The organism is Modestobacter sp. SYSU DS0875, assembly GCF_054050915.1.
The window spans coordinates 39326-53561 of sequence record NZ_JBJHAH010000018.1; the positions used below are offsets into that span (position 1 = coordinate 39326).

A 14236-nucleotide genomic window follows, 5' to 3' on the forward strand; every position below is an offset into this window, starting at 1 on the left:
ATGCGCCCCGCCGCCGCTGTCCCGTCCGCCGCTCTCGCCCTGGTCCTGCTGGCCGGGTGCACCGGAGGAGACACCTCCGACGACCCCAGCGCCGAGGGCTCGGACGACGTGGCGGCCGCAGTGACGGCAGCGCCCGACGCGCCGCGCACCCTGGTCACCGACGCCGACCCGGTCGCCTCCGCCGTCTCGACCAGCCGGGCACTGTTCCGCAGCTCGCCGGTCGTCGTCCTCGCCGAGGCCGACGACGCGGCCGCGCAGCTGCTCGGCGCCTCGGCCGCGGTGGGCCTGGGCGTGCCCCTCCTGCTCGACGACGGGGCGGGTGCCGACGACGTCCTCTCCCCGGAGCTGGACCGGCTCGGCGCCGAGATGGTGCTCGCGGTCGGCGATGCTCAGGTGGAGGGCGTCGACGTGCGCGCCGTGCCCGCCGACCCGGACGCCGTCGGCACGGTGACGGGGCTGGACCTGGCCACTGCCGAGCCGGTCGCCGCCGAGGGCCGGGTCGCCGCCGTCGCCGCGCTGGACCCGGAGTCGGTCGCCGCGCTCGAGCCGGCTCCCGAGACGCCGGCAGCCGAGGAGCCGGCCACGGACGAGCAGGCGGACGGCTCTGCGGCCCCCTCGTCGTCGGCGGCCTCGTCGTCGGCGGTTGAGGAGACCGAGCTGCCCGACCCGCTGCCGGAGTTTGACCGCGGCGAGCCGCTGGAGGACACCCTGGTGGTCACGAGCGGGAGCCCCGACTCCCTCGCCGGGGTCGCCACGGCGCGGGCGGCCGGGGCCGAGGTCCAGGTGATCGAGGGCACCGACCCGCGCGCGTCGGCCGAGCTGGTCGACCAGCTGGCCGCCGAGCCGTCCGTCGTCGTGCTGGGCGCCGACCTGGGCGAGGAGCCGGGGCTGGAGTGGAAGCTGGACACCGCGGCCAGCGGCACCCAGCTGCCGGGTGGCGGGCAGGTGCTGTTCCCCGGCCGGCTGATGGTCGCGCTGTACGGCATCCCGGGCAGCGGCGCGCTGGGGCTGCTGGGCGAGCAGGACCTGCCCGGGGCGATCCAGCGGGCCAAGGACCTGGCCGCGGAGTACGAGCCGCTGGTCGACACCACCGTCGTCCCGACCTTCGAGATCATCGCGACCGTCGCCTCGGCGAGTGCCGGGGCGGACGGCGACTACTCCGCCGAGCAGGACGTCGAGGCGCTGCGTCCCTGGGTGGAGGGCGCGGGGGAGGCCGGGCTCTACGTGGTGCTGGACCTGCAGCCCGGCCGCACGGACTTCCTCACCCAGGCGCAGATGTACCAGCCGCTGCTGGAGCTGCCCTACGTCGGGCTGGCGCTGGACCCGGAGTGGCGGCTGGGGCCCAACGGGGTGCACCTGGTCCAGATCGGGCAGGTCGGCATCGACGAGGTCAACCGGGTGGTCACCTGGCTGGCCGACCTCACCCGGGAGAAGGCGCTGCCGCAGAAGCTGTTGGTGCTGCACCAGTTCCAGGTGCGGATGATCCCCGACCGGGACCGGCTGGACCTCTCCCGCGACGAGCTGGCGATCATGGTGCACGTCGACGGTCAGGGGTCGCAGCCGGCCAAGCAGAGCACCTGGCAGGTGCTGCACCGGCAGGCCGACCAGCCGGAGCTCGCATGGGGCTGGAAGAACTTCATCGACGAGGACGTCCCCATGCTCACGCCGCGGGAGACGATCGAGCAGGTGCACCCGACGCCGGAGCTGATCACCTACCAGTAGCCGGCCCCTTGGTTCTGTCGGTGCTTCCCGGCAGGATCCACCGCGAGCGTCCGGCGAGGGCAGGAGCGGTGCGATGACCGGTGTGGTGGCCGAGCAGACCGGCACGGGGCAGGCGGCTGAGCTGGAACCGCGGCTGGCCGAGCACCGGCGGGAGCTGACCGGGTACTGCTACCGGATGCTGGGCTCGTCCTTCGACGCCGAGGACGCGGTGCAGGAGACGATGGTGCGCGCCTGGCGCTCCCTGGACGGCCTGCAGGGGGCCGGGGCGCTGCGCTCCTGGCTCTACCGGATCGCCACCAACGTGTGCCTGGACGCCCTCGAGGGGCGCAAGCGGCGGGCGCTGCCGGTCGACCTGTCCGGGGGCGAGCCGAGCCCGCCGGTGGTCGAGTCGCTGGCCGGGGTGCTGCCCGACGGCGCATGGGTGCAGCCTGCGCTGGACCGCCAGGTGCTGCCGGTGGGCGGTGACCCCGCCGAGCTCGCCGTCCAGCGCGAGTCGGTGAAGCTGGCCTTCATCGCGGCGCTGCAGCACCTGCCGCCGCGGCAGCGGGCGGTGCTGATCCTGCGCGACGTGCTCCGCTGGCGTGCCGACGAGGTCGCCGGGCTGCTGGAGACGTCGGTGGCGGCGGCCAACAGCGCGCTGCAGCGGGCGCGGGCCACGCTGGCCGCGCACCGGGGCGCCGAGGAGGCGCCGGATCCGGCGGTCGCCGCGGAGCACGCCGAGCTGCTGGCCCGCTACCTCGACGCGTTCGAGCGCTACGACGTCGAGGCGCTGGTGGCACTGCTGCACGAGGAGGCGGTGATGGACATGCCGCCGTACGCGATGTGGCTGCGCGGCTCCGCCGACATCGCCACCTGGTACCTCGGTCCGGGCCACGGGTGCCGGGGTTCGTACGTGCTGCCGCTGCAGATGAACGGCAACCCGGCCTTCGCCCAGTGGCGGCCCAGCGGGCCGGATGGGTCGTTCGAGCCGTGGGCGGTGCACGCGCTGGAGTTCCGCGACGGCCGGGTCGCCCGGACGACGGCTTTCCTGGGCCCCCGGCTGTTCGAGCTGTTCGGTCTGCCGCGCACGCCCACCCCGGTGGACTGAGTGGTTCGCCCGGCCAGCTGCCCCGCCACGGTGCAGCCCCCCGTGTTCCTCAGTTCCCGCACAGCTGGTGCTCACCGCAGTGCGAGCGCGCGTCGGAACGATCGTCGGCATGTCGATCGCAGGCCGCCATCTCTCCGTTCCCGGTCCCGACCAGGACGATGCGGGAGAGGCGGGCCGGACGCCCGCGCCACCCCGGCCCCGCCCCGGCGGTGGCCAGCCGGCACCCGAACCGGAGTCGGAGCGTTGCGCGGGGGTGGCCAGTGAGCATCACATGCGCGAGTGGCCCCGGGTCTGGCGAGCCGACCGGGGCTACCACGTCCGGCTGTGCCCGCACCGCCTGGGCCACCCCGATCCCGATGACGTCGTCGACCTCCAGGCGCTCGGGGGTGTCTCCGCCCGGCACCACTGCGACGGCTGCTGCATCGCACCGCTGCGGGATGCGCGGTGACGGCCGCACGGCTCCGGGGGGGGGTGTCAGGTCGCGGGCGCTGCACCCGCTGCCGGGCGTCGCGGGAACTCCGTGACCGGTCCGGGTGGCGCGACGGCAGGCCTCAGCCCGGTCACCGGAGCCGGTTGACCTTCCGTGAAAGCGTGGAGCGGGTGACCGGGATCGAACCGGCATGGCCAGCTTGGAAGGCTGGGGCTCTGCCATTGAGCTACACCCGCAGTGCACCTCGCGGTGCCCGCACAGGGTACCGGGTGGCCGGGGTGCCTACACTCAGGCGGCCACGGGGTGTGGCGCAGCTTGGTAGCGCACCCGCTTTGGGAGCGGGGGGCCGTGGGTTCAAATCCCGCCACCCCGACACGGATCCCACGTCTCTAGACTCGTGGGGAGTTGCGGCGCCTCCGAGGCGTCGCGTCCCATGAGTCTGTCCCCATCACGAGGAGCGCTGCGCTGTGAAGAGCACCATCGAGAACCTGGGCCCGACCCGGGTCCGGCTCGCGATCGAGGTGCCGTGGAGCGACCTCGACCACGCCTTCGGCGAGGTCTACAAGGAGCTGCGCAACCAGGTTCGCATCCCGGGGTTCCGCCCCGGCAAGGTGCCCAACCGCGTGATCGACCAGCGGATCGGCCGCCCCGTCGTGCTCGAGCAGGTCGTCCAGCACGCCGTCCCGGAGGTCTACTCCGAGGCGATCCGGGAGAACCAGGTCCGCGTCATCACCCAGCCCGAGGTCGAGGTCACCCGCCTGGAGGACGGCGAGCTGCTGGCCTTCACCGCCGAGGTCGACGTCGCCCCCAGCCTGGAGCTCCCCGCCCTGGACTCCCTCGCGGTCACCGTCGACGACGTCGAGGTCACCGACGAGGAGATCGAGCAGCAGATCTCCGTCATGCGCGAGCGGTTCGCCACCCTCACCGGGGTCGAGCGGGCCGCCGAGGACGGCGACTACGTCTCCATCGACCTGGACGCGAAGCTCGACGGCGAGGTGCTCGAGGACGGCAGCACCACCGGCATGTCCTACGAGGTCGGCTCCGGCAACCTGATGGACGGCCTGGACGAGGCCGTCCGCGGGCTGTCCGCCGACGAGAGCGCCACCTTCACCACCCCGCTGCTCAACGGCCCCGACGCCGGCCGGGAGGCCGAGGTCACCGTCACGGTGCGCTCGGTCAAGGCCAAGGAGCTGCCCGAGCTCGACGACGAGTTCGCCTCGATCGCCAGCGAGTTCGACACCCTGGCCGAGCTGCAGGACGACGTCCGCACCCGGCTGAAGCGCACCAAGGTGCTGCAGCAGGGCGCCCAGGCCCGCGACAAGCTGGTCGAGCACCTGATCGAGGCCACCGAGATCCCGGTGCCGGACAAGCTCGTCGAGCAGGAGCTGGCCTTCCGGGCCCAGTCGATGGAGCGCGAACTGCTCCAGGCCGGCATGGACTGGGACGCCTACTTCTCCGCCGCCGGCATCGAGGGCGGCCGGGAGGCCTACGACGCGGAGATGCGCGAGAACGTCGAGAAGGCGGTCAAGACCCAGTTCCTGCTCGACTCGATCGCCGACGCCCGTGAGGTCACCGTCGACAACGAGGACCTGTCGGCGCAGATCATGGCCCAGGCGCAGCGCAACCGGATGAGCCCGGAGCAGTACGCCCAGCAGCTGCAGCAGGGCAACAACATCGCCGACTTCGTCGCCGACGTCCGCCGCACCAAGGCGCTGGCCCAGCTGCTCGAGCAGACCACCATCACCGACGCGTCGGGCAACGCGGTCGACCTCGAGGCGCTCCGCCCCAAGACGGTCACCGCCGACGGGGACGACGACGCCGTCGAGGCCGACGTCGACGCCGCCGACGCCGAGACCACCGAGGCCGACACCACCGACGACGAGGCTGCCGCCAAGGCCTGACCTCGCCCCGTCGCCCAGCGCCGCCCGTACCCTCCCCGGGTGCGGGCGGCGCTGTCGTTCCCGGGGCTGCCGTTCGGCGGTCTCGTGCTGCGCCCACGGCGAACACCGGCCCGGACCGGGAGGAACGGGTCGGGGGTGCGCGTTAGGGTCGACGTGACACCGATGCGGTCACCGCGGGACCACCGGCCGACACCCGTCGGCGGGGGGCCGCGACCGCACCGAGACCACCGACCCACCCGTTCCACGACACCGACTGCACCGCAGTCCTACGGAGGTCACCGCACCCGTGAGCACCACTGACCCGAACCTGGCGAGCGCGCCGCTGCTGCGTGCGGCCGCCGGGGGGATGAACCTCAACGACTCGGTCTACGAGCGCCTGCTGCGCGAGCGGATCATCTTCCTGGGCACCCAGGTCGACGACGTGATCGCCAACCAGCTCGCCGCGCAGATGCTGTTGCTGTCCGCCGAGGACCCCACCCGCGACATCCACCTGTACATCAACTCGCCCGGCGGCTCGGTGACCTCGGGCATGGCGATCTTCGACACGATGCAGTTCATCGACTGCGACGTCGCCACCTACGCCATGGGTCTGGCCGCCTCGATGGGCCAGTTCCTGCTCACCGCGGGCACCAAGGGCAAGCGGTACTCGCTGCCGCACACGCGGATCCTGATGCACCAGCCCTCGGCCGGCGTCGGTGGCACCGCGTCGGACATCGCCATCCAGGCAGAGCTGTTCCGCAACACGAAGAAGCAGCTCAACGAGCTGCAGGCGCAGTTCACCGGGCAGACGGTGGAGCAGATCGAGAAGGACTCCGACCGCGACCGCTGGTTCACCGCGCAGGAGGCCCTCGAGTACGGCTTCGTCGACCACGTGGTGACCCGGGCCTCCAGCACCACGCAGACCGACAACCCGGTCACCGAGAACTGAACGGTCGGAGGACTGACATGAGCGACTTCCAGATGCCTTCGAGCCGGTACATCCTGCCCTCCTTCGTGGAGCGCACGAGCTACGGCATGAAGGAGAGCAACCCGTACAACAAGCTCTTCGAGGAGCGCATCATCTTCCTCGGGGTGCAGGTCGACGACGCGTCGGCGAACGACGTCATGGCCCAGCTGATCACGCTGGAGTCCAACGACCCCGACCGCGACATCACCATGTACATCAACTCGCCCGGCGGCTCGTTCACCGCGCTCACGGCGATCTACGACACGATGATGTTCGTCCGGCCCGACATCCAGACCGTCTGCATGGGCCAGGCCGCCTCCGCGGCCGCCGTCCTGCTCGCCGCCGGGACGCCGGGCAAGCGCCTGGCGCTGCCCTACTCCCGGGTGCTGATCCACCAGCCCTCCGGCGAGGCCGGCGGTCAGGTCACCGACCTGGAGATCCACGCCGCCGAGATCGAGCGGGTGCGCACCCAGATGGAGCAGATCCTGGCCCGGCACACCGGCCAGACCCAGGAGCAGGTCCGCAAGGACATCGACCGGGACAAGATCCTCACGGCCGAGCAGGCCAAGGAGTACGGGATCGTGGACCAGGTCATCGCCAGCCGGAAGCTCAACGCCCTGCCGGCTTGATCGACCCGATCGGTACGGGCCGGGGCCGCGCGTGTCGCGTCCCCGGCCCGTACCGTTCACCCATCCCGTGAGGTCACCGGCCCGACCGCCGGCGGCGTCGCGGGGGAGCCGGGGCGGGTGTGGCGAAGCGGACGACCCGGGTGCGTTCCTGCGCCCGAACGTCACACCGGCCGGGTAGGTTCGGCGAACGCCCGATCCCCGGTCCGCACCGTTCGGTCCGCACCGCAGGGACATCCGCAGGCGCCCACCACATGGGGCGTCGACAGGGCAAGACAACGCGTACCGGGGCGGCCACCGTGCCGTCCCACTCGAGGTGGAGGTCAGCCAGGTGGCACGTATCGGTGAGAGTGGCGACCTGCTGAAGTGCTCGTTCTGCGGGAAGAGCCAGAAGCAGGTCAAGAAGCTCATCGCTGGCCCCGGGGTCTACATCTGCGACGAGTGCATCGACCTCTGCAACGAGATCATCGAGGAGGAGCTCTCGGAGTCGTCGGACCTCAAGTTCGACGAGCTGCCGAAGCCCAAGGAGATCCACGACTTCCTCGAGCAGTACGTGATCGGCCAGGACAAGGCCAAGCGCACGCTGGCCGTGGCGGTCTACAACCACTACAAGCGGGTGCAGGCCGGCGGCGCAGGCAGCCGTGACGACTCCGTCGAGCTGGCCAAGTCCAACATCCTGCTGATGGGCCCCACCGGGTGCGGCAAGACCCACCTGGCGCAGACGCTGGCCCGGATGCTCAACGTGCCCTTCGCGATCGCCGACGCCACCGCGCTCACCGAGGCCGGTTACGTGGGTGAGGACGTCGAGAACATCCTGCTGAAGCTGATCCAGGCCGCCGACTACGACGTGAAGCGCGCCGAGACGGGGATCATCTACATCGACGAGGTCGACAAGATCGCCCGCAAGAGCGAGAACCCGTCGATCACCCGCGACGTCTCCGGTGAGGGCGTGCAGCAGGCGCTGCTGAAGATCCTCGAGGGGACGACGGCGTCGGTGCCGCCGCAGGGTGGGCGCAAGCACCCGCACCAGGAGTTCATCCAGATCGACACCACCAACGTGCTGTTCATCGTGGGTGGCGCCTTCGCCGGACTCGACCAGGTCATCGAGGCCCGCACCGGCAAGCAGGGGATCGGCTTCGGCGCCGAGGTCCGCGGCAAGGCCGAGATCGAGGAGGCCAACGCCTTCGCGCAGGTCATGCCGGAGGACCTGATGAAGTTCGGGATGATCCCCGAGTTCATCGGCCGGCTCCCGGTGATCACGAGCGTGCAGAAGCTGGACCGCGAGGCCCTGATCAACATCCTCACCGAGCCGAAGAACGCCCTGGTGCGCCAGTACCGGCGGCTGTTCGAGCTCGACGGCGTGGAGTTGGAGTTCACCGACGACGCGCTGGAGGCGATCGCCGACCAGGCGATCCTGCGGGGCACCGGCGCGCGTGGGCTCCGGGCGATCATGGAGGAGGTCCTCCAGTCGGTCATGTACGACATCCCCAGCCGGGAGGACGTCGCCACCGTCGTCATCACCAAGGACGTCGTGCTGGAGCACGTGAACCCGACGATCGTGCCCCGCAAGCCCAGCCGCGCCCCCCGCGAGAAGAGCGCCTGACCCCAGCCGGCTCTGCCGACGGCCCGTTCCCCAGCAGGGGAGCGGGCCGTTGTCATCTCCAGCTCCGCAACAGTGGGCGCCAGGTGTCAGCAGCAGCCCGTCGAACTGGCACTCCGCACCCGCTGTCGGTCACCGTCCACAGTGATCACCCGCGTGAGCACGCCGACGGTGCCCGGTCGGGCAGGCTCCCGTCGTGCGCCGCGACCCCACCACCGTCGTCGGGCCGGACGGGTGGACGACCTGGGACCGGCTGACCCGGCAGGTGAGTCCGACGACCGCCCGTGCCTGGGTGGCCGACGGGCGGCTGGTCAAGGTCGCTCCGGCGCGCTACGCGACACCGGCAGCGGCCGGACAGTTCCCGATCCGGGTCGCGGCCGCTCTGCACGGCACGGACGCCGTGGCCAGCCACTCGACCGCGCTGGCCCTGTGGGGTCTGCTGCCGCCGGCCTCGGGGCCGGTGCACGTCACCGTCGCGGCCCGGGCCAGCGGGCGGGGCTCGAACGGCGTCGTCCGGCACCGGGGACTGGGTGTCGACTGGCACCGGCGGCGGGCCGGTGGACTGCCCGTCACCTCGGTCGAGCGGTCCCTGGTCGACGCCTGGGGGGATCCGGACGGCGCCGGCCGGGCCGAACTCCGTGGCGCCGCGATCACCGCCGTCCGGCGTCGGCTGTGCACGTCCAGGGCACTGGCCGAGGAACTCGCGTTGCGCCCGCGGCTGCGCGGCCGACGCGAGCTGGCGGAGTTGGTGCGGTTGCTCGCCGACGGGTGCCAGAGCGAGCTGGAGATCTGGGGCTGCATCCAGGTGCTGCGTGCCCCGGGAATGCCCGCCTTCGTGCAGCAGCGACCCCTGGTGCTGGCGGGTGGGACCGTCTTCCTCGACGCCGCCTACGAGGAGGTGCTGCTGGCGGTGGAGATGGACGGCGCGGCGTGGCACGGCTCTCGCGACCAGCGGGAGCGGGACATCCGCCGTGACGCGCTCGCCGCGACGCTGGGCTGGCAGACGCTGCGGTTCAGCCACCGACGGTTCACCCGGGCCGCCGACCAGTGCAGCCGGGAGATCCGGGCGACGTACGACGCGCGATGCCGGCTCTTCGGCCTCGACAGTGGGCGCTGAGTGTCAGTCAGGGCGCGGTTCGCTGACACTCAGCGCCCACTCTCGGCGGTGCGCGGCCGGGCTACTCGGTCGGAGCGGCGAGGACGACGTCGACGCGCAGCGGGCCCTCACCGGCGACGATCGACAGCTCCGCGATCCGCCCGGCGTCCACCAGGTCGGCGCGGGCCGCCTCGATCGCGGCGACCCGGGCCGCCGGCGCGGTCACCGTGGTCGTCGCGACGTCGGCGCGCATGGAGGCCTTCGCGTCGGACTTCGCCTTGCGGACGGTCGACAGCACCTCGGCGGCCGCGGTCACCACCGCCGGGTCGCCACCGGTGGGCAGCTCCGGAGCGGTCGGCCAGAGCGCGCGGTGCACCGAGCCGGTCTGCCACCAGGACCAGACCTCCTCGGTGACGAAGGGCAGCACCGGCGCGAACAGCCGCAGCTGCACCGACAGCGCGATCGCCAGCGTCGCCTGCGCGGAGGTGGCGGCGTCCCCCGTGCCGTAGGCGCGGGACTTCACCAGCTCGACGTAGTCGTCGCAGAAGGACCAGAAGAACGCCTCGGTGACCTCGAGCGCCCGGCTGTAGTTGTAGGCCTCCATCGCCGCGGTGGCCTCGTCGACCACCGACGCCAGCGCGGCGAGCAGCCCGCGGTCGATCGGCTCGGTCACCTGGTCGGCGGTCAGCGCGGTCGAGGCGCCCAGGCCCAGCACGAACTTGCCGACGTTGAGGATCTTCATGGCCAGCCGGCGGCCGACCTTCATCTGCGCCTCGTCGAACGGCGAGTCCGCCCCCGGCCGGGCGCCGGCGGCGCGCCAGCGCACGGCATCGGTGCCGTAGCGCTCGAGCACGTCGATCGGGGTGGTCGCGTTGCCCTTCGACTTCGACATCTTCTTGCGGTCGGGGTCGACGACGAAGCCGGAGATGGTGGCGTGCGTGAAGGGCACCGTGCCGTGCTCGAAGTGCGCCCGGACGACGGTGGAGAACAGCCAGGTGCGGATGATGTCGTGCGCCTGCGGCCGCTGGTCCATCGGGAACACGTGCGCGAACAGCTCCGGGTCGGTCTCCCAGCCCGAGGCTACCTGCGGCGACAGCGACGAGGTCGCCCAGGTGTCCATCACGTCGGGGTCGGCCATGAAGCCGCCCGGCTTCCCGCGCTGGTCCTCGGTGAACCCCTCGGGGACGTCGGAGGACGGGTCGACCGGCAGCGCCGACTCCGGCGCCAGGATCGGCGCGGAGTAGTCCGGCTCACCCTCGTCGTCCAGCCGGTACCAGACCGGGAACGGGACGCCGAAGAACCGCTGCCGGCTGATCAGCCAGTCGCCGTTCAGGCCCTCGACCCAGTTCTCGTAGCGGTGCCGCATGTGCTCGGGCACCCACTGGATCTCCCGGCCGCGCTGCAGCAGCGCCTCGCGCAGGTCGGCGTCCCGGCCGCCGTTGCGGATGTACCACTGCCGCGTGGTGACGATCTCCAGCGGGCGCTCGCCCTTCTCGAAGAACTTCACCGGGTGGGTGATCGGCTTCGGGTCGCCGACCAGGTCACCGGATTCGCGCAGCAGCTCGACGATCCGCTGCTGGGCGCTGAAGGAGGTCTTGCCGGCGAGCTCCGCGTAGACGTCGGCGGGCACGTCGGCCGGCGGCTCGGCGACGAACCGGCCGTCCCAGCCGATGACGGCGCGGGTGGGCAGCTGCAGCTCCCGCCACCAGGTGACGTCGTTGAGGTCGCCGAAGGTGCAGATCATCGCGATGCCCGAGCCCTTGTCCGGCTCGGCCAGCCGGTGCGCCACGACCGGCACCTCGACGCCGAACAGCGGCGTGGTGACCGTCTTCCCGAACAGCGGCTGGTACCGCTCGTCGTCGGGGTGGGCGACGAGGGCGACGCACGCCGGCAGCAGCTCGGGCCGGGTGGTCTCGATGAAGACCGGGCCGTCCGCACCGTGGAAGCCGATCCGGTGGTAGGCGCCGGGGCGCTCCCGGTCCTCCAGCTCGGCCTGCGCGACCGCCGTGCGGAAGGTGACGTCCCAGAGGGTCGGCGCCTCCTGCGCGTAGGCCTCACCGCGGGCGAGGTTGTGCAGGAACATCTTCTGCGCGGTGGCCCGGGAGGACTCGGAGATCGTCCGGTACACGTTCGACCAGTCGACCGACAGGCCCACCCGCCGCCACAGCTTGGCGAACTCCTCCTCGTCCTCGGCGGTCAGCCGCTCGCAGAGCTCGACGAAGTTGCGCCGGGAGATCGGCTGCTGGTCCTTGCCGGGCTTGGCCGGGGGCTCGAACGCCGGGTCGTAGGGGAGCGAGGGGTCACAGCGGACGCCGTAGTAGTTCTGCACGCGCCGCTCGGTCGGCAGGCCGTTGTCGTCCCAGCCCATCGGGTAGAAGACGTGCTTGCCGCGCATCCGCTGGTAGCGGGCGACGATGTCGGTGTGCGTGTAGCTGAACACGTGCCCGACGTGCAGCGAACCGCTCGCGGTCGGCGGCGGGGTATCGATGGCGTGGGTCTGGGCGCGGGGGGCCGACAGCGCCGCGGCCCGGTCGAAGGCGTAGGTGCCCTGCTCGGCCCAGCGGGCGACCCACGTGGACTCCAGCCCCTCCAGGGAGGGCTTGTCGGGTACGGCGCCACCGGCTCCCGGCGCCGTGCTCTCGGGGGCTCGGGTGTCAGCGACCATGACTGGCATCCTAAGAGCGATGAGCACCTCCATTCCCCCAGGGCAGGCGGCCGCGGACCCTGAGCTGGCCCGGGTCGAGCAGGCGCTCCTGGCGCGCTGGCCGGAGAACCGGCTCGAGCCGTCGCTGACCCGCATCACCGCGCTGGTCGACCTGCTCGGTTCGCCGCACCGCGCGTTCCCGGTCGTCCAGGTCACCGGCACCAACGGCAAGACGACGACGGCGCGGATGGTCGACGAGCTGCTGCGCGGCTTCGGCCTGCGCGTGGGCCGGTTCACCAGCCCGCACCTGGAGACGGTGCGCGAGCGGATCGTCATCGACGGGGAGCCGATCAGCGCCGAGCGCTTCGTCGAGGTGTACGACGACATCGCGCCCTACGTGCAGATGGTCGACGCCGGCGGGGACGTGCCGATGTCCTTCTTCGAGGTCACGGTGGCGCTGGCCTATGCCGCGTTCGCCGAGACCCCGGTCGACGTCGCCGTCGTCGAGGTGGGCATGGGCGGCACCTGGGACGCCACGAACGTCGTCGACGCGCGGGTCGCCGTCGTCACGCCGGTCTCCCTGGACCACGCCGAGTACCTGGGCCCCGACGTCGCCACGATCGCCACGGAGAAGTCCGGGATCATCAAGGCCGACTCGGTCGCGGTGCTGGCCCACCAGCCGGCCGGTGCCCTGGAGGCCCTGGTCCGCCGGGCGATCGAGGTCGACGCCACCGTCGCCCGCGAGGGCACCGAGTTCGGCGTGCTGGAGCGGCGGGTGGCCGTCGGCGGGCAGCAGGTGCGCCTGCAGGGCCTCGGCGGGGAGTACGACGAGGTGTTCCTGCCGCTGTTCGGGGCGCACCAGGCGCAGAACGCCGCCGTGGCGCTGGCCGCGGTCGAGGCGTTCCTGGGTGCCGGTGCGGCCAGCGGACCCATCGCCCAGGACGTCGTCCGCGAGGCCTTCGCCGGCGTGCGGTCGCCGGGCCGGCTCGAGCGCGTGCGCACCTCGCCGACCGTGCTCATCGACGCCGCCCACAACCCGGCGGGGATGGCCGCGACGGCCGACGCGGTGCGCGAGTCCTTCGACTTCACCCGGCTGGTCGGCGTGGTCGGCTGCGTCGTCGGCAAGGACGTGAGCGGGATCCTCGAGGCGCTCGAGCCGCTCTGCGCCGAGCTGGTCGTCACCCAGAACAGCTCCGCCCGCGCCATGCCCGCCGACGAGCTGGGGGCGCTGGCCGTCGACGTCTTCGGCGCCGACCGGGTCAGCGTCCACCCGCGGCTCACCGAGGCGCTCGAGTCGGCGATCGAACTCGCCGAGGCCGGGCCGGACGACGCGCTGGGCGGCTCCGGCGTGCTGGTCACCGGCAGCGTGATCACCGCCGGTGAGGCCCGCACGCTGCTCGCCGGCCGGCGGGCATGACCGCTCCCGATCCGGTCCGCGCGGGGAAGGCGCTGGGCGGCGCGGCCGCGGCGATCCTGTTCCTGGAGGGGATCGCGGTGCTGTTCGTGCCGCGGGCGTTCGCGCCCACCGAGGGTGGGCTCTCCGGCGTCGGCCTGTGGTCGGTGCTGGCTCTCGCGCTGGTGCTGGTGCTCGCCAGCGGGCTGCAGCGTCGTCCGCAGGGGCTGCTGATCGGGACCGCGCTCCAGGTGCCGCTGCTGCTGACCGGGCTGCTCGGGGGCGCGATGTGGTTCGTCGGCGGGATCTTCCTGCTCATCTGGCTCTACCTGCTGCAGATCCGCAAGGAGCTGCTGGGCACCGCGTTCGGCCCGCCGCCGGCCGGCTGAGCTCACCCGATCGGGCGAGTGCCCGCGCGCTCGACGCGAGAAGTGCGCGAAGCTCGCCGTGACCAACGGTGCAGAGGTGATCACGCTCTGCGGAACACCGCTGGGGACGGGGGAGAGGTCATGGCAGACCACAGGAGTTGCTGCGGGGGCAGCCACGACGTGCCTGGGCGCAAGGCGCGACGCAGCACCACGGATGAGCCGGTGATCGGCCCGGCCGGGCCGATCAGCACGACGATCGTCGACTACGCCGCGCGCGTCCGCTTCCGGCTGCCCGAGGACGCCGTCGAGCGCCGGGCCCAGCAGCTGCACGCCCGCAACAGCTACGACTGCTGGAACGGGCTCAGCGAGAAGGATCAGGAGCTGTGGCGGCACATGGCCCGGATGGACCTCGCCGGCTGACGG

12 protein-coding genes and 2 tRNA genes are annotated in these 14236 nt (G+C 72.3%); 12 read left to right on the forward strand and 2 right to left on the reverse strand.

The genetic code is table 11. The features are described from left to right. The 3 genes from ACI79Y_RS12625 (at position 1) to ACI79Y_RS12635 (ending at position 3257) form a co-directional block, all read left to right on the forward strand. Positions 1-1722, forward strand: a complete 1722-nt coding sequence (locus ACI79Y_RS12625) for a hypothetical protein (RefSeq protein ID WP_457158809.1) — start codon at positions 1-3, stop codon at positions 1720-1722. 73 nt (positions 1723-1795) lie between these two features. After that, positions 1796-2809, forward strand: a complete 1014-nt coding sequence (locus ACI79Y_RS12630) for a sigma-70 family RNA polymerase sigma factor (RefSeq protein ID WP_457158810.1) — start codon at positions 1796-1798, stop codon at positions 2807-2809. Positions 2810-3080: 271 nt separating this feature from the next. Continuing rightward, the gene (locus ACI79Y_RS12635; RefSeq protein WP_457158811.1) at positions 3081-3257 is read left to right on the forward strand and encodes a hypothetical protein; all 177 of its coding nucleotides are present in this window, start codon (positions 3081-3083) and stop codon (positions 3255-3257) included. A gap of 144 nt (positions 3258-3401) precedes the next feature. Here ACI79Y_RS12635 and ACI79Y_RS12640 read toward each other — a convergent pair. Then, a tRNA-Gly gene (locus ACI79Y_RS12640) sits at positions 3402-3475 on the reverse strand. Positions 3476-3538: 63 nt separating this feature from the next. Between ACI79Y_RS12640 and ACI79Y_RS12645 the strand changes: the two genes are divergently transcribed. The 6 genes from ACI79Y_RS12645 to ACI79Y_RS12670 all read left to right on the forward strand — a co-directional run bounded on the left by ACI79Y_RS12645 (position 3539) and on the right by ACI79Y_RS12670 (position 9429). After that, positions 3539-3612 (forward strand) — tRNA-Pro (locus tag ACI79Y_RS12645). Positions 3613-3706: 94 nt separating this feature from the next. Further along, positions 3707-5140: a trigger factor gene (gene tig / locus ACI79Y_RS12650; protein ID WP_457158812.1), complete on the forward strand. Its 1434-nt coding sequence runs from the start codon at positions 3707-3709 to the stop codon at positions 5138-5140. 286 nt (positions 5141-5426) lie between these two features. Further along, positions 5427-6068: an ATP-dependent Clp protease proteolytic subunit gene (locus ACI79Y_RS12655; protein ID WP_457158813.1), complete on the forward strand. Its 642-nt coding sequence runs from the start codon at positions 5427-5429 to the stop codon at positions 6066-6068. Positions 6069-6085: 17 nt separating this feature from the next. Continuing rightward, entirely contained in the window at positions 6086-6715 is a 630-nt protein-coding gene (locus ACI79Y_RS12660; RefSeq protein WP_457079160.1) for an ATP-dependent Clp protease proteolytic subunit, read from the forward strand. 328 nt (positions 6716-7043) lie between these two features. Beyond that, positions 7044-8315, forward strand: a complete 1272-nt coding sequence (gene clpX, locus ACI79Y_RS12665) for an ATP-dependent Clp protease ATP-binding subunit ClpX (RefSeq protein WP_457079162.1) — start codon at positions 7044-7046, stop codon at positions 8313-8315. A gap of 193 nt (positions 8316-8508) precedes the next feature. Further along, positions 8509-9429 (forward strand): DUF559 domain-containing protein, encoded by a 921-nt coding sequence (locus ACI79Y_RS12670; protein ID WP_457158814.1) that lies wholly within the window; start codon positions 8509-8511, stop codon positions 9427-9429. 61 nt (positions 9430-9490) lie between these two features. Here ACI79Y_RS12670 and valS read toward each other — a convergent pair whose 3' ends face one another. After that, entirely contained in the window at positions 9491-12073 is a 2583-nt protein-coding gene (gene valS, locus ACI79Y_RS12675; RefSeq protein WP_457158815.1) for a valine--tRNA ligase, read from the reverse strand. A 19-nt stretch (positions 12074-12092) separates the two neighbouring features. Between valS and folC the strand changes: the two genes are divergently transcribed. From folC to ACI79Y_RS12690, 3 genes are all read left to right on the forward strand, one after another. Beyond that, positions 12093-13469 (forward strand): bifunctional tetrahydrofolate synthase/dihydrofolate synthase, encoded by a 1377-nt coding sequence (folC, locus tag ACI79Y_RS12680; RefSeq protein ID WP_457158816.1) that lies wholly within the window; start codon positions 12093-12095, stop codon positions 13467-13469. Beyond that, positions 13466-13834 carry a DUF4233 domain-containing protein gene (locus ACI79Y_RS12685; RefSeq protein ID WP_457158817.1) on the forward strand — a complete coding sequence of 123 codons (369 nt, stop codon included), beginning with the start codon at positions 13466-13468 and terminating at the stop codon, positions 13832-13834. The genes folC and ACI79Y_RS12685 overlap by 4 nt, the downstream gene beginning before the upstream one ends. Positions 13835-14035: 201 nt before the next feature. Further along, positions 14036-14233 carry a hypothetical protein gene (locus tag ACI79Y_RS12690; protein ID WP_457158818.1) on the forward strand — a complete coding sequence of 66 codons (198 nt, stop codon included), beginning with the start codon at positions 14036-14038 and terminating at the stop codon, positions 14231-14233. The last annotated feature ends 3 nt before the right edge of the window (positions 14234-14236 follow it).